The 19,865-nt window shown below is 60.3% G+C and carries 19 protein-coding genes; 9 read left to right on the top strand and 10 right to left on the bottom strand.

Annotated features, from left to right (window positions below; all coding sequences use genetic code 11):
* Nucleotides 1-291: 291 nt before the first annotated feature.
* The 4 genes from LG31_RS0113280 to LG31_RS0113265 all read left to right on the top strand — a co-directional run bounded on the left by LG31_RS0113280 (nucleotide 292) and on the right by LG31_RS0113265 (nucleotide 4,330).
* Nucleotides 292-2,010: an acetolactate synthase 3 large subunit gene (locus tag LG31_RS0113280; protein ID WP_033114938.1), complete on the top strand. Its 1,719-nt coding sequence runs from the start codon at nucleotides 292-294 to the stop codon at nucleotides 2,008-2,010.
* Entirely contained in the window at nucleotides 2,010-2,504 is a 495-nt protein-coding gene (ilvN, locus tag LG31_RS0113275; RefSeq protein ID WP_005311605.1) for an acetolactate synthase small subunit, read from the top strand. The genes LG31_RS0113280 and ilvN overlap by 1 nt, the downstream gene beginning before the upstream one ends.
* A 104-nt stretch (nucleotides 2,505-2,608) precedes the next feature.
* Nucleotides 2,609-3,235 (top strand): LysE family translocator, encoded by a 627-nt coding sequence (locus LG31_RS0113270; RefSeq protein ID WP_033114937.1) that lies wholly within the window; start codon nucleotides 2,609-2,611, stop codon nucleotides 3,233-3,235.
* Nucleotides 3,236-3,370: 135 nt separating this feature from the next.
* The gene (locus LG31_RS0113265) at nucleotides 3,371-4,330 is read left to right on the top strand and encodes a LysR substrate-binding domain-containing protein (protein WP_033114960.1); all 960 of its coding nucleotides are present in this window, start codon (nucleotides 3,371-3,373) and stop codon (nucleotides 4,328-4,330) included.
* Between the two features lie 115 nt (nucleotides 4,331-4,445).
* On the opposite strand, the gene LG31_RS0113260 is transcribed toward LG31_RS0113265, so the two are convergent.
* From LG31_RS0113260 to dusB, 6 genes are all read right to left on the bottom strand, one after another.
* Nucleotides 4,446-5,627: a M20 metallopeptidase family protein gene (locus LG31_RS0113260; protein ID WP_033114936.1), complete on the bottom strand. Its 1,182-nt coding sequence runs from the start codon at nucleotides 5,625-5,627 to the stop codon at nucleotides 4,446-4,448.
* Nucleotides 5,627-6,076: a hypothetical protein gene (locus LG31_RS0113255; protein WP_033114935.1), complete on the bottom strand. Its 450-nt coding sequence runs from the start codon at nucleotides 6,074-6,076 to the stop codon at nucleotides 5,627-5,629. Before LG31_RS0113255 ends, LG31_RS0113260 begins: the two co-directional genes overlap by 1 nt.
* Nucleotides 6,073-6,891, bottom strand: coding sequence for a DUF3100 domain-containing protein (locus LG31_RS0113250; RefSeq protein ID WP_005339140.1), 819 nt, complete (start codon nucleotides 6,889-6,891; stop codon nucleotides 6,073-6,075). Before LG31_RS0113250 ends, LG31_RS0113255 begins: the two co-directional genes overlap by 4 nt.
* Before the next feature lie 258 nt (nucleotides 6,892-7,149).
* Nucleotides 7,150-8,031, bottom strand: coding sequence for a DMT family transporter (locus LG31_RS0113245; protein ID WP_033114934.1), 882 nt, complete (start codon nucleotides 8,029-8,031; stop codon nucleotides 7,150-7,152).
* A 111-nt stretch (nucleotides 8,032-8,142) separates the two neighbouring features.
* A complete protein-coding gene (gene fis, locus LG31_RS0113240; protein WP_005309538.1) occupies nucleotides 8,143-8,439 on the bottom strand; it encodes a DNA-binding transcriptional regulator Fis in 297 nt (98 codons plus the stop codon).
* Between the two features lie 25 nt (nucleotides 8,440-8,464).
* Nucleotides 8,465-9,430 carry a tRNA dihydrouridine synthase DusB gene (gene dusB, locus LG31_RS0113235; protein WP_033114933.1) on the bottom strand — a complete coding sequence of 322 codons (966 nt, stop codon included), beginning with the start codon at nucleotides 9,428-9,430 and terminating at the stop codon, nucleotides 8,465-8,467.
* Between the two features lie 290 nt (nucleotides 9,431-9,720).
* Here dusB and LG31_RS0113230 point away from each other — a divergent pair, with 290 nt between their 5' ends.
* From LG31_RS0113230 to LG31_RS0113215, 4 genes are all read left to right on the top strand, one after another.
* Nucleotides 9,721-11,142: a TolC family protein gene (locus LG31_RS0113230; protein ID WP_033114932.1), complete on the top strand. Its 1,422-nt coding sequence runs from the start codon at nucleotides 9,721-9,723 to the stop codon at nucleotides 11,140-11,142.
* A gap of 73 nt (nucleotides 11,143-11,215) precedes the next feature.
* Entirely contained in the window at nucleotides 11,216-12,220 is a 1,005-nt protein-coding gene (locus LG31_RS0113225; RefSeq protein ID WP_084059628.1) for an HlyD family secretion protein, read from the top strand.
* Nucleotides 12,220-13,374: an ABC transporter permease gene (locus LG31_RS0113220; protein WP_033114931.1), complete on the top strand. Its 1,155-nt coding sequence runs from the start codon at nucleotides 12,220-12,222 to the stop codon at nucleotides 13,372-13,374. The genes LG31_RS0113225 and LG31_RS0113220 overlap by 1 nt, the downstream gene beginning before the upstream one ends.
* A gap of 115 nt (nucleotides 13,375-13,489) precedes the next feature.
* Nucleotides 13,490-14,674, top strand: a complete 1,185-nt coding sequence (locus LG31_RS0113215) for an ABC transporter permease (RefSeq protein WP_033114930.1) — start codon at nucleotides 13,490-13,492, stop codon at nucleotides 14,672-14,674.
* Between the two features lie 67 nt (nucleotides 14,675-14,741).
* Here LG31_RS0113215 and LG31_RS0113210 read toward each other — a convergent pair whose 3' ends face one another.
* The 3 genes from LG31_RS0113210 to LG31_RS0113200 form a co-directional block, all read right to left on the bottom strand.
* Nucleotides 14,742-15,377 (bottom strand): SDR family oxidoreductase, encoded by a 636-nt coding sequence (locus tag LG31_RS0113210; RefSeq protein WP_033114929.1) that lies wholly within the window; start codon nucleotides 15,375-15,377, stop codon nucleotides 14,742-14,744.
* Nucleotides 15,378-15,512: 135 nt separating this feature from the next.
* Nucleotides 15,513-16,367, bottom strand: a complete 855-nt coding sequence (locus LG31_RS0113205; RefSeq protein ID WP_033114928.1) for a DnaA ATPase domain-containing protein — start codon at nucleotides 16,365-16,367, stop codon at nucleotides 15,513-15,515.
* A gap of 68 nt (nucleotides 16,368-16,435) precedes the next feature.
* A complete protein-coding gene (locus LG31_RS0113200; RefSeq protein WP_033114927.1) occupies nucleotides 16,436-17,125 on the bottom strand; it encodes a DnaT-like ssDNA-binding domain-containing protein in 690 nt (229 codons plus the stop codon).
* Between the two features lie 239 nt (nucleotides 17,126-17,364).
* Between LG31_RS0113200 and LG31_RS0113195 the strand changes: the two genes are divergently transcribed.
* Nucleotides 17,365-18,336, top strand: coding sequence for a response regulator (locus LG31_RS0113195; protein ID WP_033114926.1), 972 nt, complete (start codon nucleotides 17,365-17,367; stop codon nucleotides 18,334-18,336).
* 88 nt (nucleotides 18,337-18,424) lie between these two features.
* On the opposite strand, the gene LG31_RS0113190 is transcribed toward LG31_RS0113195, so the two are convergent.
* Nucleotides 18,425-19,822 (bottom strand): peptide MFS transporter, encoded by a 1,398-nt coding sequence (locus LG31_RS0113190; protein WP_033114925.1) that lies wholly within the window; start codon nucleotides 19,820-19,822, stop codon nucleotides 18,425-18,427.
* Between the last annotated feature and the right edge of the window lie 43 nt (nucleotides 19,823-19,865).

The raw sequence follows: 19,865 nt of genomic DNA, 5'->3' as shown, positions 1-19,865 counted from the left end.
CACAACATATTCCCGTTTCTGTTACCGCCGCTCTCATGGCTGGGCACAGTCTGAAATGTCTGACTGGAACCCGCTGACAAAGCCGTGGACAAGCGTTCATTGGCGGGTTAAGTTGGTTTTTCACCCGATTTTCGGGTCAATGACGGAAAAATCCTTTTTTTCTACTGTCGACGGGGCTGAATTGGGCCGATCTGCCTTCAGATAACAACAAGAAACGGATCGGGCTGTGCCGGGAAGCACGGCATCGTCGGCGGGATTCGCTAAACGGAGCAAAGCCTGGAGGGCTTTATCATGGAGATGTTATCAGGCGCCCAGATGGTGGTTAGAGCGCTGGAAGATCAGGGAGTTGAGCACGTCTTCGGCTACCCTGGTGGCTCAGTGCTCGACATCTATGACGCTCTCTTCGAAAACGGCAAGATGGAGCATGTCTTGGTGCGGCACGAGCAAGCCGCGGTTCACATGGCTGACGGTTACGCCCGTTCCACCGGCAAGGTGGGGACTGTGCTGGTCACTTCCGGTCCGGGAGCGACCAACTGCATTACCGGTATTGCCACCGCCTATATGGATTCCATTCCGCTGGTGATCCTCTCCGGTCAGGTGCCGACCAGCATGATCGGTGAGGATGCGTTTCAGGAGACCGACATGATCGGTATCTCCCGCCCGGTGGTGAAGCACAGCTTCCTGTGCAAGAAAGCCAGCGACATTCCGGCCGCCATCAAGAAGGCCTACTACATTGCCGCCAGCGGCCGCCCGGGGCCGGTGGTGGTGGATCTGCCCAAAGATGTGCAGAACCCGAAAGAGAAATTCCCCTACGAATACCCCGAGACGGTCTCCCTGCGCTCCTACAACCCGACCAAGTCGGGCCACAAGGGCCAGATCAAGCGTGCCGCCAAGCTGCTGGTGGATGCCCAGCGCCCGGTGATGTACGTGGGCGGCGGCGCCATCAACGCCAATGCGGATCATCTGGTGATCAAGCTGGCGGAGCTGCTGAATTTGCCGGTCACCACCACCCTGATGGGGCTGGGCGCCTTCCCGGGCACCCATCCGCAATCCATCGGCATGCTGGGGATGCACGGCACCTTCGAAGCCAACAAGACCATGCACAACGCGGATCTTATCTTCGCCGTGGGGGCTCGCTTCGATGACCGCGTCACCAACAACGTGGCCAAGTTCTGCCCCAATGCCACCGTGGTCCATATCGATATCGACCCCACCTCCATCTCCAAGACGGTGCAGGCCCATGTGCCCATCGTCGGCTCGGTGGAAACCGTGCTGGAGCAGATGCTGGAAGTGATCCGCGAGTGCGGTTTCGATAACGACAAGGAGGCGTTGGCGGACTGGTGGAGCCAGATCAATCAGTGGCGCTCCCGTCACTGCCTTGCCTACGAAAAGTCGGCCACCCAGATCAAGCCGCAACAGGTCATCGAGACCCTCTACAAGGTGACTCAGGGGCAGGCGTTCGTTGCCTCCGACGTGGGCCAGCACCAGATGTTTGCCGCGCTCTACTACCCGTTTGCCAAACCGCGCCAGTGGATCAACTCTGGTGGCCTCGGCACCATGGGCTTCGGTATTCCGGCCGCCATGGGGGCCCAGTTTGCCAACCCGGATGCGGTGGTTTGCTGCGTCACCGGCGACGGCTCGGTGCAGATGAACATTCAGGAGCTCTCTACCTGTATGCAGTACGGGGTGCCCATCAAGATCATCTCCATCAACAACCGTGCGCTGGGCATGGTCAAGCAGTGGCAGAAGATGTTCTACGGCGGCCGTCACAGCCACTCCTACATGGAGTCTCTGCCGGACTTCGTCAAACTGGCGGAAGCCTACGGCCACGTCGGCATCGCGGTGAGCGATCCGGCCGAGCTGGAGAGCGCCATGGAGAAGGCCTTCGCCATGAAGGATCGGCTGGTGTTCATGGATATCTCGGTCGACCCGGATGAGCACGTCTATCCGATGCAGATCAAGTTTGGTGCCATGGACGAGATGTGGCTGAGCAAGACGGAGCGAACCTGATGAGACATATAATTTCCGTTCTGCTGGAGAACGAATCCGGCGCCCTGAGCCGCGTGGTGGGTCTCTTCTCCCAGCGCGGCTACAACATCGAGACCCTGACGGTGGCGCCGACCGAAGATCCCACCCTGTCGCGCATGACCATCGTCACCATGGGTGACGAGCGAGTGCTGGAGCAGATCCAGAAGCAGCTGCACAAGCTGGTGGATGTGCTCAAGGTGTGCGATTTGAGCGAAGGGGAGCATATCGAGCGGGAGATCGCGCTGGTCAAGGCGCGCGCCGCCGGTGGTGCCCGTGACGAGCTGAAACGGCTGGCGGATATCTTCCGTGGCCAGATTGTCGATGTCACTCCGGAGCAGTACACGGTACAGTTGGTGGGCACCAGCGAGAAGCTGGATGCCTTCATCAAGACTGCCGCCCAGACCAACGAGATCATCGAAGTAGTGCGCTCCGGCGTCTGCGGTATCTCGCGGGCGGACAAGGCGCTGCGGCCCTGATGGCTGGCGGGGCGGTTGATGATGCGTCAGCTGCCGCAGAGTGAAAGGAAAGAGGGCTCTGCGGAGCCCTTTTTGTTTGGTTTTTCTTTACGAGTGGAGGAGTGATGTTCGGTATTCATGATCTGGCGCTGTTTATGGTCTCGGGGCTGCTGCTCAATATCATGCCGGGGCCGGACTCCCTGCTGGTCATGCTGCGCAGCGGTTCACAGGGATGGCGTGCCGGCTCGGTTGCGGCCCTTGGCATCGGCACTGGCGTCATGGTGCATGTGCTGGCGGCGGCGCTCGGTCTGTCGGCCCTGCTCAGTGCGTCGGCCGAGTTGTTTGCCCTCATCAAGCTGGCTGGTGCCATCTACCTCATCTATCTGGGATTCTCTCTGCTGCGCCAGCAAGCAACGGGTGCCATGGAGAGGGGGGCCACGTTACCCGCCCTCTCCTATGGCCAGATTTACCGGCAGGGGGTGCTTACCAATGTGCTCAACCCCAAGGTGGCGCTCTTTTTCCTCGCCTTCGTGCCCCAGTTCATCGCGCCTGATGCCCCCGACAAGGCGCTCGCCTTTATCCTGCTCGGCTGCATCTTCAATCTGGGCGGCATCATCTGGTGTCACCTGCTGGTCTTTACCACCGTCTACGCCAGCCACAAGGTACGGTTGTCACAGCGTCTCGGCCGCTGGCTCAACCGGGGCATCGGCACCCTGTTTGTCGGACTCGGGATCAAGCTCGCCAGCGACTAGCGCGCCGCTTTCTGACCTGGGGCAGGTTATCGTGCGCGGCGCTGTGGTATGGTCGGCGGTCAGCTGCGGGGTCAGCCCCGCGCTCTCTTTTTCAGGCCAGCCTCACTGGCCGCAGCAGCGAGATCCCTTGCCCAGATGAACATCGCCCGGCTCAAGAACTTTACCGAGATCGTGAAGAACAACTTCAACATCTCGGCGACGGCGGAGAAGCTCTACACCTCCCAGCCCACCCTCAGCAAGCAGATGAAGATGCTGGAAGATGAGCTGGGGTTTGCCCTCTTTACCCGCAAGGGGAAGAATCTGGTCGGCTTGACCAGTGCCGGCGAGCAGGTGATGGAGCTGGCCAAGGGGGTGGTGGCGCAGGTGGAGCAGATCAACCAGCTGTCGCTGGGGGAGCAGCTGGCCACCAGCGGAGTGCTGCGCATCGCCACCACCCACACCCAGGCCCGCTACAAGCTGCCAGCGGTGATCACCGAGTTCAGCCGTCGTTATCCCGATGTGGCGATCCAGCTCCATCAGGGGGCGCCTGCCCAACTGGCCCAGATGGTGCAAAGCGGCGATGTGGATATGGCGATCGCCACCGAATCCATGTATCTGTTCGACGAGCTGGCCGCCGTCCCCTGTTATCGCTGGGGGCGCAGCGTGGTGGTACCCCACGGTCATCCGCTGATCGACTGTCAGCCGCTGTCGATGGCGGATCTGGCCCGCTATCCCCTCATCACCTATGTGTTCGGTTTTACCGGTCGCTCCAAGATGGACAAGGCCTTCAGCCGCCATGGCCTCTCGCCGAAAACCGTGCTGACCGCCACCGATACCGATGTGATCAAGCACTACGTCCGGCTCGGGATGGGGGTCGGGGTGATTGCCAGCGTGGCCTTCGACGAGGGGGACAGGGAGGATCTGGTGAGCCTCAATATCGACCACCTGATCGCCTCGAGCGCCACCCACATCTGCCTGCGCAAACATGCCCATCTGCGCGACTACATGTATGACTTTATCCACCTCTACGCCCCCCATATCAGCCGGGAGACGGTGCAGCTGCACCTTATCAACCAGCCGCCCACCGCCAATATGGCGGAGCTGCCGTGGTTGTAGGAGTCGGTTGCTTGCCGCGCGGAGATAGAGATAGAGATAAAGCGCGGGGATAAAAAACGCAGAGACAAAAAAAGAGAGGCCTTGGCCTCTCTTCTGGTTTTATCGGTATGCGGGATTAAGCGCTGCGGGTCGCCAGATTGATAAAGATCTGGGCTCCAACCAGCAGGCAGTCGTCATCCAGATAGTAGGGGTTTGCATGCAGGTAGTTGCAGATCCCCTTGGCCTGACAGCCGCTGCCGAGAAAGAACATGGCCCCCTTGCGGCCACGGCAGGCGTTGACCATGTAGCTGAAATCTTCGCTGCCGGTCATCGGCTGACCCTGAGCGTTGATCCCCTCAGAGGGCAATACGTCGGCGGCAGCTTGCAACAGGCGGGCACAGGCATCGGCGTGGTTCTCGACCGCCGGATACCCGGCATAGACCATCTTGGTCTTGAAGCCGCGCAGTTCGCTCTGGGCCACGATCTCCTTGAAGCTGTGCTTCAGGATCTGGTCGGTCTCGGCATCCATGGCACGGATGGTGCCGCGCGCCTGCACATGGTCGGCGATGGCGTTGGGGATGGTGCCGCCGTTGATCATGCCGCAGCCAAATACCGCCGGGCTGAATGGGCTGGTGCGCTTGGCGACGATGTAGTCCATATCCTCGATGATCCGCACCGCTTCGCGGATGGCATCCAGCCCCTTGTGGGGGGTGGAGCCGTGGGCGGAGATGCCGTACACATCCAGCGTCCAGGCGGAGCCCCAGGAAGACATCACACCGTTGTTGAACTTGATGGTGCCGGTCTCCATGGCGCCATCGTTATGGAGGGCATAGACCTCGTCCACCCCCTTCATGCAGCCCAGTTCGACCATCTTCTCGGCGCCCGGTACCCGCATGTCCTCTTCTGCCATCTGGAAGATAAAGCGGACGTTGTACTGCAGGCGCGCTCTGTTGGCGGCCAGAAACTTGGCTGCGGTCAGGGCAATCGCCATATGGGAGTCGTGACCACAGTTGTGGGCCATCCCCTCATGGCTCGACTTGAACGCAACCTCGCTCATGTCGTGCATCTCGAGGCCATCCATGTCGGCACGGAAGGCGATGGTCGGCAGTACCGGGTCGACCACCAGATCCCCGTGAAAACCGGTGAAGCCCGGATAGTCGGTGAGGCGATAGCCGAAGCCCTTCATCAAATCTCGGCAATAGGCCGAGGTCTTGAACTCGACGCCGGAAGCTTCCGGAATGGTGTGCAGGTGGTGGCGTACTTCGTGGCTGAAGTCGCGCAGGGCCAGCAGTGCCGGTTCAATGTGGATGTTGTTCATCAGATGATCCCTTGAATGGAGAAGCCGAGCTGGGCAACCAGCGAGGCGCCGAAGAAGCAGCAGGTGGAGACGATCATGAAGATCAGGATCACTTTCCAGGACATCTTCTTCAGCTCTTCCAGCTGACCGCCCACCGAGAGACCGGCAAAGGCCAGCAGCGGTACGCAGCAGGAGAGGAAGGAGATCTTGGCAACGGCGTCAATGAAGAGACCGCGCACCGGGGTCTCCGGCAGGCAGATGAGAATGCCGATGATGGTGGCATAGGCAAACGCCGGCAGGGAGGAGGGCAGATAGCGTTTGGCAATCAGCGAAGCGAACACCACCAGTGACATGGCGATGAAGCTGTCACCCATCAGCCAGAGCGGGGTGCCGGTGGTCAGGGTCTGGGTAAACATGGCCAGCAGGATCGCCAGAAAGACGAACCGCATATCCATTACGATGCTTTTCATGCTTTCTCTCCTTTAGCGGTCAGGGCATAGATTTTTTCAGCGAGTGGCAGACCCAGATAGGTGAGGGAAAGCGCGCCGAGGGCAGACGAGAGCAGATTCGAGGCCGCCGCGATACTCAGCACCTGCTGGGCCAGCGCTTCGTCGAGACCGTTGATCAGGGCACCGGAGGCGGCACTCAGCATGGAGCCTGAGCCCACGCCGGAGCCGGCAGCCAGCGCCAGCGGGTGCAGACCGGTGAGCGGGGCGATACTGCCCAGCACGCTGAACCAGAGGGTGCCGATGACGGAGCCGCACAGGTAGATGGCGAGCACACCGATGTACTCCTGGGAACCGGTGCCGAACTTGCCCTGAATGACCGCAACGGACGGCTCACGGCTGATGGAGGAGCAGGCCCCGATGGCGCGACGGCCAAAGCCGAACTTCACCGCCAGCGGGATGGCGATCAGGATCGGCAGCAGGTTGCCAATCTCCTGCAGGAACAGCGGCACGCCGACGCTCAGGATCATCTTCAGGTTGGGGATGATCATCCCCGCATACTGGGTACCCAGGATCAGCAGGCTGAAGCCCACCATCTTGCCGCAGAAGCCCTCTTCTTTTTCGGTGAAGAGCTGCTTCCAGCCGGGGATGCGATCCTTGACCGGTTTGGCGGAGACAATCATGCCGATGATGACGGCAAAGAGCATCGGCAGGATCGGGATGATGGCGATGCCGATCTTGATCTCCTGTTTACCTATCAGGTACTGGGCCACAAAGATCAGCATGGCGGTTGCCAATATGCTGACCGTGACCGTCTTGAGGGGGCTGGTTTGCTGCATAGTCTTTTCTCTTGTTATTCCCATGTGTGGCCATCGTCAGGATTGTCCAGACCGATGATGGGGGCATGATATGGAGCGAAGAGGGGAAGGAATGTGACCTTCATCAAGCTGGCCATATGGCATTTTTTCATGGGGTATGCCCTTTAACCCTATGGATACCAAGGGTTAAATGCCGTTAACAGAACGTCAGCATTGGCAGGACAAGATAAGCAAACAAGAGGGAAATGGTGACACCGCCCCGCAGGACGGTGACGCGTATCAGACGGGCGTTTTGAGCCGTGCGCTGCGCAGCAGCAGGGGCAGTTGGTAAAGCACCAGCGCACCCAGTACCAGTCCGGCACCGGCCAGTTTGGCGCCACCGAGGGGTTCGCTATAGAAGAGGGTGCTCAGGATCAGGGTCCAGACCGGTTCCAGCAGCATCATCAGGGCGGCGTGGGCGGTGGTCATCTTGCTCAATGCATGAGTGAGCAGCCAGTAGCGCAGGGTGGTGGCGATCAAGACGCTCGCTGCAAACCAGCCCCAGATGCCGTGGCTGACCCCGGCCTCGGGCCACTGTTCGGTCAGCAGGGAGAGCAGGGTACCGAGCAGGCCGGTCATCGCCAGCTGGATGCAGGTGAGCCAGGTGGGGGCAATCGATTGGGCGAAGTGGCGATGGACGGCCAGCTGGATGCCGAGGGTGGTAGCCGCCGCCAGAAACCAGAACAGCGAGAGCGACACGCCCCAGTGGGTACTGCTGGAGAGCAGCAACAGGCCCGCGATGGCGATGGGCAGGGTGAGCCAGTAGTGGCTGCCGGGTTTGGCCCGAAAGGCTACCCAGGCGGCCAGCGGGGCCATCAGGGTGGCGACGCTCATGATAAAGGCGCCGCTGCCCAGCGCATCGCTCTGGCTGATGGCGGTGACCCACAGCAGCAAGCTGGCGCCGAGCAATGTGCCGCAACCAGTGGCGCGCAGCAGTTGGGTGCGAGTCGGCGGTGGCTCGCGCAACCAGGCCAAAGGAAGCAAAAGCAGGGCGGCCAGCAGAAAGCGGCTGCCGATAAAGGCGGCGGGCGGCAGTTCGCGGATCGCCTCTTTCGAGAAGAGCCAGCCAGCGGCGGCCAGCAGGGTGACCAGTACCATCAGCAGCAGGGGCGTGCGGTTCATAGCGCTTGTAGTGGGGAAGTGGGAAGGGGAGCATAAAGAAAGGCGCCGGGTATTGCTACCCGGCGCCTTTCATCTTTGCCCTGTTCCGCTTGCGCGGCATCAGGCCAGCAATCAGTTCATGCCGTAACGCTTGAGCTTCTTGCGCAGGGTACCACGGTTGATGCCCATCATCACGGCGGCGCGAGTCTGGTTACCGCGGGTGTACTGCATGATCACGTCCAGCATCGGCGCTTCGACTTCGGAAAGAACCATATCGTACAGATCAATCACTTCCTGACCGTTCAACTGGGCCAGGTAGTTACGCAGGGCCTGTTGCACAGAGTCACGCAGGGGGCGCTGGGTCGGCTCGGCAGCGTGATTGTGAGTAGTTGTTACCAATGCATCAGAAGTCAGGGTTTGTTCGAACATATTCGGTCGGCTCTTTAGTTATGCGTTAACCTAATCCATCGAAATACGCTTCGAGTGCCTCAAGTTGTGCATCTGCACAATCCAGGGCATTGAAGTGCTTACGGAATTCTCGGCCCGTCTCTTCTTCATCCAGATACCAGCCCACGTGTTTACGGGCTATGCGCGCTCCCAGATATGCACCATAAAACTGGTGCAGGTTGGTTACATGCTCGTTCATCAGGGTGCGAACCTCTTCCCTTTCGGGAGGCGGCAGCTTGGTGCCCGTCTCAAGAAAATGACGGATTTCCCGGAAAATCCAGGGTCGTCCTTGCGCAGCGCGGCCGATCATCACGGCGTCGACGCCGGTATAGTCGAGGACATACCGGGCCTTTTCCGGGCTGTTGATGTCGCCATTGGCGACAACAGGAATCGATACGGCCTGCTTAATCGCCCTGATAGTGTCGTACTCCGCTTCGCCCTTGTAGAGGCAGGCACGGGTACGACCATGCACGGCGAGGGCCGCGATACCGCAATCTTCGGCGATTCGGGCGATCTCCACGCCATTGCGGTTATCCGGATCCCATCCTGTGCGGATCTTCAAGGTGACAGGCACCTCCACTGCATCCACCACGGCCCGGCAAATTGCTTTGACCTGATCGGGGTATCGCAGCAGGGCTGAACCTGCCAGCTTCTTATTCACTTTTTTTGCCGGACATCCCATGTTGATGTCGACGATCTGTGCGCCCTGCTCCACGTTGTAGCGGGCAGCAAACGCCATCATCTCGGGGTCGGCTCCGGCAATCTGGACCGATCGCAAACCGCCTTCTGCAGAGTGATCCATCCTCATCCGGGTTTTCTGGGTATCCCAGACATCCGGGTTGGCCAGCAGCATCTCGGAAACGGCCATGCCGGCCCCCAGTCGCAAACAAAGTTCACGAAATGGTCGGTCAGTTACACCGGCCATGGGAGCCACGATCAAGGGAGTTTCAAGCGTGTGGGGACCTATCTGCATTCCACGGTTACCATCGGCTTAGGGCGGCGTATATTACGCATTTTTTAGGCAGGAGAAAAGGTTAGTATTTGAGCGTCAGCCATTTTTTTCTGAAAAAAACGTCTCGCCAAGGCTTGCAAATTCTGGAGTTATTGAAAAACGGCCAGATTGACCGTCAGGGAGTGCTGTACCATTCGGGCTACCCCCTTGCATAATTGTCTGTCCACTTGTCGGCCTCGTTTGCGTTATGATGGCGGGCTTATGCGAGCAAAAGCTCCAAACATTTTTGCAACAATGCGGATTGGGGATCTATGACGTCAAGGTTCATTAAATCACTCTGGCCGTGTCTGCTGGGTGCCGTGCTGGGGTCGGCGCAGGCACAGACCATCAGTTTCAGCGAGGCCTGGACCCGGGTCATCCAGCAGGATGAGGGGCTGGCCGCCGAACAGGCAGGGGTGGATCGCGCCAAGCAGCTGCGCGAGGCTGCCAAATCCATGTATCTGCCCAAGGTCGATGTGGGTGCCAGCTATACCCACCTCGATCAGCCGATGGAACTCGACATGATGGATCTCAACCCCATCGCCAACCATCCGGAGATGATCAAGGCGCTGCAGGGCATACTGGGCCAATTTCCGGTACCACTTCCCCAACTCTCACATGACGACTTTGTTACCCCGCTGACCAAGCAGAATGTCGTGACCAGCTCGGTCAAGATGCTCTGGCCGCTCTTTGCTGGCGGTCGCATCGATGCGGCGCAGGATATACGCCAGGCGCAGGTGAGCGAGGCGCAGCAACTGCTGGTGCTCAAGGAGCAGTCCACTTTCGAGAGCCTCTCCCAGGCCTATTTCGGTGTGGTGCTGGCAGGTCAGGTGGTGCAAACCAAGCAGGATATTGAGGACGGGCTGGCCCGCCATCTGGATCACGCCAGGAAGCTCGAAGCGCAGGGGCAGATTGCCAGGGTGGAGCGCCTTTCCGCACAGTCGGCCTATGACCGCGCCCGCATCGATACCCAGAAAGCCCGCCGCAGCCTAGAAATCGCTGAACTGGCCCTTGGCCGCATGCTGAAATTGCCAGATGCCCAGCCGGGCAGCGGCCTGTTCGTCAACAAGGATCTGCCGCGCCTCGATGGTCTGGTACAGCAGACCCTGGAAGTACACCCCGGCCTCAAGTTGCTCAGCGCCAAGAAAGAGCAGGCCAAGGGGATGATCCGGGTCGAGCAGGGCAAATATGCCCCCGAGGTGTTCCTGTTCGGCAACTACAACCTCTATGAAGATGATTCGATAGCTTCCAAGACAGCGCCGGACTGGCTGGTGGGGGTGGGTGTCAGCATGCCGCTGGTGAGCCGCGATGGCCGTTCCGAGACGGTGCAGGCCGCCAAGAGCGCCGAGCTGCAGGTCAATCTGCTGCAGGCCAAGACCCGCGAGGATCTGAAGCTGCTGGTGGAAAAGACCTGGCGTGAAGCGGCGCAGGGGCTGGAGGAGTATCAATCCCTCTCTTCCACCCAGGCGCTGGCCGAGGAGAACGTGCTGCTGCGGGACAAGGCCTTCGGGCAGGGGCTCTCTACGTCACTCGATGTGGTGGATGCCCAGAACCAGCTGGCGGGGGTCAAGACCCAGCGCGCGGCGGCGGCCTACCAGTATGTGGTGTCGCTGGCCCGCCTGCTGGCGCTCTCTGGCCAGATGAACAGTTTCAATCAATATCAGCACGGGCAGGCGATCGAGGTGAACTCATGATCGCACTCCAGTCCGTGCCTTTTTCTATCTCTGTTTCGACCGCCAAGGGTCGCCCGTTTGTCGAGGTGAAGTGATGAGCCATCCCCCCATCAAAAAGAAGATGAGCCAAGGTAAACCGCTGTTGTTGCCGCTGGTTCTGGTGATCCTGGTGGTCTGGCTGGGCTGGCGCTTCTGGCTCGCCTATCAGCCGGAGCCGGTGCATCTGCAAGGGCAAATTGAAGCGCAGCAGTACTCGGTCTCCTCCAAGGTGCCGGGGCGCATCGACGAGGTGCTGGTGAAAAAGGGCGATCAGCTGACCAAGGATCAGCTGGTCTTTACTCTGGCGAGCCCCGAGATCGAAGCCAAGCTGAGCCAGGCCAAGGCGGGTGAAGCGGCTGCAGGCGCCATGGCGCAGGAGGCCGAGAAAGGAGCAAGAGCCCAGCAGATCGCCGCGGCCAAGGATCAATGGCAGAAGGCTAAAGCGGCCGCAGCCCTGCGCGGCAAGACCTATGAGCGGGTTGCCAGCCTGCACCGCGACGGCGTGATGCCGCTGCAAAAACGCGATGAGGCCTGGACTGCCTGGCAAGCCGCTCGCTACAGCGAAGGGATGGCGTGGCAGCAGTACCAGATGGCGCTGGAAGGGGCGCGGGAAGAGACCAAGATCGCCGCCCGCGAGAAGGCCAAGATGGCGGCTGGTTCCGTTGCCGAGGTGGAGGCTTATCTGGCCGATACCCGCATCGTCAGCCCCCACTCCGGCGAGGTAAGCCAGGTGCTGCTGCGCAGTGGTGAGCTGGCGCCACAAGGCTTCCCAGTGGTGACCCTGCTCGATATGAGCGATGCCTGGGCCCAGTTCCACATCCGCGAAGATCTGCTGCCCCGCTTCCCGGTCGGTACCGAGTTCGATGCCCGCATCCCGGGCCTTGGCGATCAGATGGTGCGCTTCAAGGTGACCCATGTGGCCGTGATGGGGGATTTCGCCACCTGGCGTGCCACCGATACCCGTCAGGGCTTCGACATGAAGAGCTTCCAGGTGGAGGCTCGCCCGCTGCAACCGGTTGAGGGGCTGCGGGTTGGCATGAGTGTGCTGGTTGAACTCTGATGGGACGTGAATTTCGGCTGTTGTGGCAGGATCCGTTCAGTCGTGCCCTGATGAGCTGGGTACCGCTGCTGCTGATGGGGATCCTCTGCTGGATCTTCTCGGCAGGGCTGGCCCGTGACCTCAAGGTGGGGCTGGTGGATCTCGACCACAGCATGCTCTCGCGCCAGCTCGCCTTCTCGCTGGATGGTTCGGCCGGGCTCAAGGTCGCGCAACAGTTTGACTCCATCGATGCCGGTGCCCACGCTCTGCGCGGCGGCGACATCTATGCGCTGGTGGTGATCCCCAACCATCTGGAGCGGGATGCCCGTCAGGGTACCCAGCCGCAGGTGACGGTGTTCAACAATGGCCAGTTCATCCTGATCGCCAAGCTGGTCAACTCGGCGCTGGCGCAGGTGGTAGGCACTCTCAATGGTCAGGTGGGCGTGCTGGAGGCGATGGCTGACGGCAAGGCATTGCCCGGCGCACTGGGGCAGTCGGTGCCCATCAGCAGTCAGGTGACCGCGCTCTACAACCTCAATTCCAGTTATGCCCAGTTTCTGCTAAGTGCCATTCTGCCCGCGGTGTGGCAGATCCTGGTGGTGCTGTTCGGCCTCAATGCGCTGGCCCGTACCGATCGGCTGGGACTGGACTGGACTACCCGCGGTGTCTGGTTCGGCCTGTGGCGTACCCTGCTGCCCCATGTGCTGATTGGCTGGGGCTGGGGGGTTGTCTGGACACTGCTGCTGTTCAAGGGTTTTTCTTATCCCATGCACGGCAGCTGGTTGGTATTGCTGGTGGGACTGGGGCTCGCCTCGGCCGCCTGCGTCACCATGGGGGCCTTCTTTTACGGCATCATCCGGGATCCGGCCCGCGCTCTGTCGCTGGCGGGGGCTTACACGGCGCCCGGTTTCGCCTTTATGGGGGTTACCTTTCCGGTGAGTGCCATGGGAGATTTCGCCCGCTTCTGGCGCAGCCTGTTGCCGGTCTCCCACTATGTGGAGCTGCAAATTGGCCAGAGCAACTACGGTCTGCCCCTCGCATCGTCGTTGCCGCAACTGGGGGCGCTGTTGCTGTTCCTGCTCCCCCTGTTGCTGGTGGTGCGTCGTTACAAGCAGCAGGCAGAGCTGGCCCGTCAATCAGCCGCAGTGGCAGTCGCCAAAAAGGAGCATGAGTGATGCTGGAATGTGCCGAGCTGTTGCCCCCCCTGCTGGCAGTGCGCCGTTACAAGCCACAGGCTGAGCTTGCCCGTCAATCAGCCGTTGTGGCCGTCGCCGAGAAGGAGCCCGAGTGATGCTGGGATTTGTCGATCTGTTGCGCCTCGAGTTGCGCACCCTGCTGGCGGATCGCGCTATCATGCTCACCCTGTTTGGTGGGGTGTTCTTCTACTCCTTCCTCTACCCCCAACCCTATCTGCATCAACTGCCGCGGGAAGAGGCGGTGGTGGTGGTCAACGAAGATGGCAGTCAGCTGTCGCGCCAGCTGGAGTTTATGGCCGATGCCACGCCACAGGTGAAGCTGGTAGCGCGGGCCAATTCGCTGGATGAAGCGCGGCAGCTGATGATGGCCGGGAAGGCGAGCGGGATCCTGCACATCCCCAACCACTTCTATCGGGATTTGATGCTGGGCAAGAGCGTCACCCTGAGCTATGCCGGTGATGCCTCCTACTTTCTGGTCTACGGTACCATTGCCGAGGGGTTGGCACAGGCCGGTGGGACTCTCGCCGCGCAGGTGAAGGTGGCGAGGCTGCTGAGCCAGGGCGAGGCGCTGCCGCAAGCGGTCATGGGCTGGAATGCGGTGGCCCTCAACGTGGTGCCGGTGTTCAACCCCACCATGGGCTACGTCAACTACGTGGTGCCTGCGGTGTTCGTGTTGATTCTCCATCAGGTGCTGCTGATGGGGGCGGGGATCCTGGGGGCGACCCAGAACCAGCGCAGCTGCCGCGGCGAGCATGGTTACTGGCAAAGTGCGCCAGTGTTGCCGCTGCTGCTGGCCAGAACTCTGGTGCTGGCGGGGTTGTTCCTGCTGCCGGTGAGCTACTTCCTCGGCTTCTGTTTCGATCACTACAACATCGCCCGTCATGCCGATCCGCTGGAGCTGTGGTTGTTCGCCCTGCCGTTCCTGCTGGCGACCTGCTGGTTCGGTATTGTGCTGGGCGCCATCTTTACCCGGCGGGATCTGCCCACTCAGGTGGTGCTTATCTCCTCCCTGCCGTTGGTCTTTCTGGCGGGCTTTATCTGGCCGCTGGAGCTGATCCCGGCACCCCTCAACTGGCTCGCTCAGTGGGTGCCCACTATCCCGGCCATCGAGGGTTTTCTGCGCCTCAACCAGATGGGGGCCGACTTCGCCCAGGTTGCCCGCTACTGGTGGCAGCTATGGGGTCTGGCGCTGCTCTACGGCGTACTGGCCTGCCTGTTGTTGCGCTGGCGTCAATCGCCGCAACCGGCAGTTGATGAGGTGGAAACGCCTGCCAGTTAAACGGATACAAATGTAAAACGGTCAGCCCTGAGGCTGACCGTTTTTCTATAGGTCGATGGCGGCTGGCTCAGGGGCGAGCCAACGCGGGATCGCTAATGGCGTAGATCTGCCCCACCGCTGTCTCATCCGCCAGCAGGCGCAGCCCTTGGGCGGCCACATCGGCGCGGCGCACCAGTCCGTGCACCTCCTTGTCCTGACTCAGTTCGGCGCGGCCGGTGGCATCGCCATCCTGCAGGCCTGCCGGGCGTAGAATGGTCCACGCGAGGGAGCTGGTCTGCAGCCAGCTCTCCGCCAGACTTTTGAGGCGTACCTCGTGGCCGAAGGCGGCGCGGGCCCGCTGCGGCAAATATTGCCAGCTGTCGCCACAGCCGAGGGAGGTGACCAGCAGCAGTCGTTTCAGATCTGCTTGCTCCATGGCATCAATCACATGACGGTTACCCTGATAGTCCACCGGCGCGGCCTGACGGAAGCTGCCGAGGGTAGAGACGACCTGTGCATCTTGCCCCGCTCGGGCACATGCCTGCTGCACCGCAGCCGGATCCAGCGCATCCCCTTCGATTACTTCGACTGCCAGCGCGCGCAGTTCGGTGGCCATCTCGGGGCTGCGCACCAGCGCAACCACTCGGTGACCCTCGCTCAGGGCGTGATGAGTAAAGGCGCGGCCCAGCCCGCGGCTGGCTCCGAAAATCAGTGTGGTTGGCATAGCTGAGCTCCCTTGGCAAAAGGGGCTAGCCTAGTGGCTTGTTCGTCCGATGTAAATGAGAGTTGTTTCTATTTGTGAGCCTGCAGGGAGGAGAGGGTACGAGCCGCCAGCGACTCGCACCTGATGACAAGGGCATCAGCCGTTGTAGTTGCCGATGCTGGGGCGACGGCTGGGGCCGCTCAGGTGAATATCAACCGGATTAAATGCCTTGATCGCCTCATAGCTGAAATCACCGATCGCCTGATGCAGGGTCTGGGGCGTGTGGTTGGTGATGATGATGACGCTTTTTGACAGGTTGCGACGACGGCGCAGCAGGTGGCCGAGGAAGCTGGACTGGCTCTCCGCCATCTTGGCGCGGTTGGCCGATACCTCGTCGATGATCAGCAGATCCACCTCTTCCAGCGCGCGGCGGTACTGGTTGCGCTCGTCCTGATCGGGGATCACGTTGAAGAACAGCCGATCGACGATGGAGGCCCACTGCTGGAAGATCACCGATTTCTGGTGAAGGGCGATCAGCTCGTGTGCTACTGCGCCTGCCAGGGTCGATTTGCCGGTGCCGTAGTCGCCGTAGATGAGCATGCAGCCGCCACCGCTCTTCTCCCAGTGTTCGAAGCCGCTGATAAAGTAACGGGCGGTTTCGATGGGATATTGCAGCGCCGGATCTGTGGCATCCATCTTGGCGAACACCCAGTCGGGGTTGAGGTCGGCCTGAGCGATCAGCTTCTGGATCCGCTCCTGACGGGCCGCCTTCTGCAGCTCGCGCACCTCGGCGTTGGCCTTGGCATCATACTCTTTGCGCAGGGTCTCGTAGTCATACTGGCCGCCACCGGTCTCTTGCTGCAGGCGACGAATGCGCTCCAGCAGGCCACCTACATGGCGGCTCAATTCCGGGTCGTGAATGCGGTGATCCTGCTTGGCCTTGGCGATCTTCTGGCGCTTGGCTTCGATCTCTTCCAGCTCCTGGCGCAGGGGATCTTGCGGGTCAGTCATGGAATGCTCCTTCTGCTTGATCAGGGATGGGACAGGGGTCTGATTCTGCCTGCAGCAGGCAGATGGTATCAATCATTATCCGGTGTCTGTGCAGGCATCTGCTGGCTCTCTGCCAGCCGCTTTGCCTCTTCAATCATCTGTTGGGCCCGTTTGCTGGGGCCCGACTCTGCCGGGACCGGAGTCACCTGCTGATAGCCCTGCACCTCCATCGGTTTGCGACGGGTATAACGGCGGGTCTTGAGGGCGCGAATAAACTTGAGCATCCATTGATGCTGGGAGTCGAACACCTCGGGGCGCCCCAGCCAGTAGGCGATAAATTCCCCCAGATCCTCTTCGCTATAGCTGGCATCGATCACTCCGCACAGGCGGGCGAGGGCGGGCAACTCTTCGTCCGGGCGCCACTGCAGATGCATCTGGAAGGGGCGCTCCGGCAGCGGGCTGCGCAATTTCTGGGTCAGCAGCGGCAACTGAAAAGGGCACTGATGGTAGTGCTCACTCTCGGGCTGGGCCTCGACCTGCAGCAGGCCCGCCTCCATCAGTTCATCGAACAGCTCGGTGAGCTGGCGGGCATTGACCTGAAACGAGAAGCCGCAGGGATCGCCAGGGTCGACCACCGCCAGTGCGCGACCCAGCTCGGGATAGTTGAGCCGGGCCAGCTGATTTTCCAGCACCAGTCGGCGCAGCTGCAGGGTATAGAGACTGCGGGCCGGATGGGACAATCTGGGGTGGGCGAGGGCACTGTATTCGGCTGGAGTCATGGTCTTCTTTATGCGCTTGTGTGGCGGCCATTATCCCCTATGGCAGGGGCTTGCACAATTCGCATGGAGGTAGCGACATTGTGGGGAGAGGTTGTGCCGCTATGTGATTGTTAATAGAGCAATCTGTCGTTCAGAACCTGACCAAGGTCTATTTTTGACGCATCGTTTCCGCGGATACCGCACTTTTGAACTAGTCTTAATACCTAAATAACCAATTGACTAATAAGAGCTTTATCAAGATGTTAAGAGCCGGGTTGCGGATCCTGGTGGTGGAGGACGAAGCCGTTTTTCGCCACTCGTTAGTGAGTTACCTCGCACGGGACGGGGCAACGGTATTTCAGGCCGAAGACGGGATTGAGGGTCTGTCGGCTGCTGCTCTCTACCATCCTGATGTGGTGCTCTGCGATCTCAATATGCCCAATATGGATGGTCATGAAGTGATCGCCTGCCTCTCTGCTCGCTACCCCGATATCCCGGTTATTGTCATCTCGGCCCAGAGCACCATGGAGGCAGTGGCTGGTGCCCTGCGCGCCGGTGCGCGCGATTATCTGCTCAAGCCGCTGGAAGATTATGCGCTGGTAGAGCGCAGCATAGAGCAGTGCCTCAAGAGTCAGGGGGCACGCAGTCAGCAGCTGGAGCTGATGGATCATATGGACTACTTCAGTGCCCACGATCGGGCCGCCAGCCGTTTGTTGGCCGGGCTGAAACCGCCGGGCTTGCAGGAGTGGGGTCCCTGGCAGATTACGTTCAAGGGGCTGGGCCAGCTCTTTATTCCCGACACCTTCAAGGTGGGTGACAAGTTACTGGTATTGGTGATGGAGTTGCCCATCATGGGGACGGATGCCGCCTTCTGCGGGGCGCTGGTGCGTTCGCTGATGAATGTCCCTTATCGTCAGTTCCAGCGTAAAGAGAGCCAGTTGTTGAGTCAGCCACACCGGCTGCTCGACTACCTCAATCATCAGTTGATGGAGTCGGGGCTGCGCAGCGCTTTTGCCATGGCGGCATTGCTCTTTGATCAGGAGGATGGGCTGGTGTTTGCCAATGCTGGGCTCACCTCTCCTCACTGGCTGATGCGCTCGGGCGGCTTGCCCCTTGGCTTGATGCGCAGCAGCCACTATGCCCTGCATAAACGCAGCTGGCACGAGCCCTTTGACCTGCAGTTTTGTAGCGACAGCGGCAGTGCTCTTCATGTTCAGGTGCGTTACCACTGACGGGCATGGTGCTACAGTTGAACATCGGTTAGATAAAAAGAGAGGGCGCCCATCGGCGCCCTCTCTTATGTCTGCTTGTCCAACTCGCTTATGCGGTAGCGGACTGCAGTTTTTCATCCTGATGGTCAGTGGATTTGGCAGGGCCTTCGGCACCATGCATCCAGTAGACCAGACGGTTGGCCATGGTCAGCAGGATCACGGCACTGATCACGGCAGCCAGAGCGATACCGCCGAAGATGGCGATCGGGCCGGCTTCACCCACGAAAGAGCCGATAAAGCCCGCTGCGTAGTTGGCCAGAGCCACGAAACCGAACCAGGCACCCATCATCAGGGAGGCCAGACGCAGCGGAGCCAGTTTGGTCACCATGGAGAGGCCGATCGGGGAGAGGCAGAGCTCGCCCAGGGTGTGGAACAGGTAAGCGCCAACCAGCCAGAACATGGAGGTCTTGACGGTGTTGTCACCACCTTGCTGCAGCACGGCACCGACCATGAACAGGAAACCCACGGCCAGGAACAGCAGACCCATGGCGAATTTCACCGGAGAGTTCGGCTCTTTCTTGCCGAGCTTGATCCAGATGGCCGCAACGACCGGCGCCAGAGTGATGATGAAGAAGGGGTTCAGGGACTGGAACCAGGCAGTCGGCACTTCAAAAGAGCCGATCATGCGGTCAGTGTACTCCTGGGTATAGAGGTTCATCAGACCACCAGCCTGTTCGAAACCAGCCCAGAAGATGATGGTGAACAGACCCAGCACCAGAATGACCTTGATGCGATCCACTTCCTGCTTGGTCAGCGGCGCTTTCTGCTCGGTAGTACGCAGAGCAGCTGCACGCTGGGCGGCAGTCACACGGCCGATGTCACCAAGGAAACGCTGGGCCAGAGTCGCCTGGATCACCAGAGAGAGCAGCATACCGATACCGGCACCGACGAAGGCAGCTTGCCAGCCGTAGGCGGTCGCGGCAGCACCACAGATCACGCCTGCCAGCAGGGAGCCCAAGTTGATACCCATGTAGAAGATGGTGAAGGCACCGTCACGACGGTGGTCACCCTCTGCATAGAGGTCGCCCACCATGGTGGAGATGTTCGGCTTGAACAGACCGTTACCCACGATCAGCAGAGCCAGACCGGTGTAGAAGACGCTGTTGACCATATCCGGGAACATGGCGTGGGGCAGAGCCAGAGTGAATTGGCCCGCGGCCATCAGCACGGCCCCGAACAGGATGGCGCGGCGTTGACCCAGGAAGGTGTCAGCCAGCCAGCCACCGATCAGTGGAGTGATGTAAACCAGACCGGTATAGATACCGTAGAGTTTGAGGGCATCTGCCTGACTCCAGCCCAGACCGCCATTGGCAGTCAGGTCGGTCAGATAGAGCACCAGTACGGCACGCATGCCGTAATAGGAGAATCTCTCCCAGAGTTCGGTACTAAAGAGCAAAAAAAGCCCTTTAGGGTGACCTAAAAAGGTCCCTTTTGACGGGTTATTCATTGGAACTTCCACCTGTGTCTTATATTTTTTTGAGTTTTTTATG

It is taken from the genome of Aeromonas lacus, assembly GCF_000764665.1.
GTDB lineage: Bacteria > Pseudomonadota > Gammaproteobacteria > Enterobacterales > Aeromonadaceae > Aeromonas > Aeromonas lacus.
The sequence above is the reverse complement of the archived record's forward strand: the minus strand, read 5'-3'. Positions and strand labels throughout refer to the sequence as shown.

Coding starts and splice junctions, on each gene's coding strand:
- LG31_RS0113265 (WP_033114960.1), top strand. CDS start 3,371: ATGAACATCGCCCGGCTCAAGAACTTTACCGAGATCGTGAAGAACAAC.
- LG31_RS0113210 (WP_033114929.1), bottom strand. CDS start 15,377: ATGCCAACCACACTGATTTTCGGAGCCAGCCGCGGGCTGGGCCGCGCC.
- LG31_RS0113200 (WP_033114927.1), bottom strand. CDS start 17,125: ATGACTCCAGCCGAATACAGTGCCCTCGCCCACCCCAGATTGTCCCAT.
- LG31_RS0113195 (WP_033114926.1), top strand. CDS start 17,365: ATGTTAAGAGCCGGGTTGCGGATCCTGGTGGTGGAGGACGAAGCCGTT.
- LG31_RS0113230 (WP_033114932.1), top strand. CDS start 9,721: ATGACGTCAAGGTTCATTAAATCACTCTGGCCGTGTCTGCTGGGTGCC.
- LG31_RS0113220 (WP_033114931.1), top strand. CDS start 12,220: ATGGGACGTGAATTTCGGCTGTTGTGGCAGGATCCGTTCAGTCGTGCC.
- fis (WP_005309538.1), bottom strand. CDS start 8,439: ATGTTCGAACAAACCCTGACTTCTGATGCATTGGTAACAACTACTCAC.
- LG31_RS0113225 (WP_084059628.1), top strand. CDS start 11,216: ATGAGCCATCCCCCCATCAAAAAGAAGATGAGCCAAGGTAAACCGCTG.
- dusB (WP_033114933.1), bottom strand. CDS start 9,430: ATGCAGATAGGTCCCCACACGCTTGAAACTCCCTTGATCGTGGCTCCC.
- LG31_RS0113280 (WP_033114938.1), top strand. CDS start 292: ATGGAGATGTTATCAGGCGCCCAGATGGTGGTTAGAGCGCTGGAAGAT.
- LG31_RS0113260 (WP_033114936.1), bottom strand. CDS start 5,627: ATGAACAACATCCACATTGAACCGGCACTGCTGGCCCTGCGCGACTTC.
- LG31_RS0113255 (WP_033114935.1), bottom strand. CDS start 6,076: ATGAAAAGCATCGTAATGGATATGCGGTTCGTCTTTCTGGCGATCCTG.
- LG31_RS0113250 (WP_005339140.1), bottom strand. CDS start 6,891: ATGCAGCAAACCAGCCCCCTCAAGACGGTCACGGTCAGCATATTGGCA.
- LG31_RS0113245 (WP_033114934.1), bottom strand. CDS start 8,031: ATGAACCGCACGCCCCTGCTGCTGATGGTACTGGTCACCCTGCTGGCC.
- LG31_RS0113190 (WP_033114925.1), bottom strand. CDS start 19,822: ATGAATAACCCGTCAAAAGGGACCTTTTTAGGTCACCCTAAAGGGCTT.
- ilvN (WP_005311605.1), top strand. CDS start 2,010: ATGAGACATATAATTTCCGTTCTGCTGGAGAACGAATCCGGCGCCCTG.
- LG31_RS0113270 (WP_033114937.1), top strand. CDS start 2,609: ATGTTCGGTATTCATGATCTGGCGCTGTTTATGGTCTCGGGGCTGCTG.
- LG31_RS0113205 (WP_033114928.1), bottom strand. CDS start 16,367: ATGACTGACCCGCAAGATCCCCTGCGCCAGGAGCTGGAAGAGATCGAA.
- LG31_RS0113215 (WP_033114930.1), top strand. CDS start 13,490: ATGCTGGGATTTGTCGATCTGTTGCGCCTCGAGTTGCGCACCCTGCTG.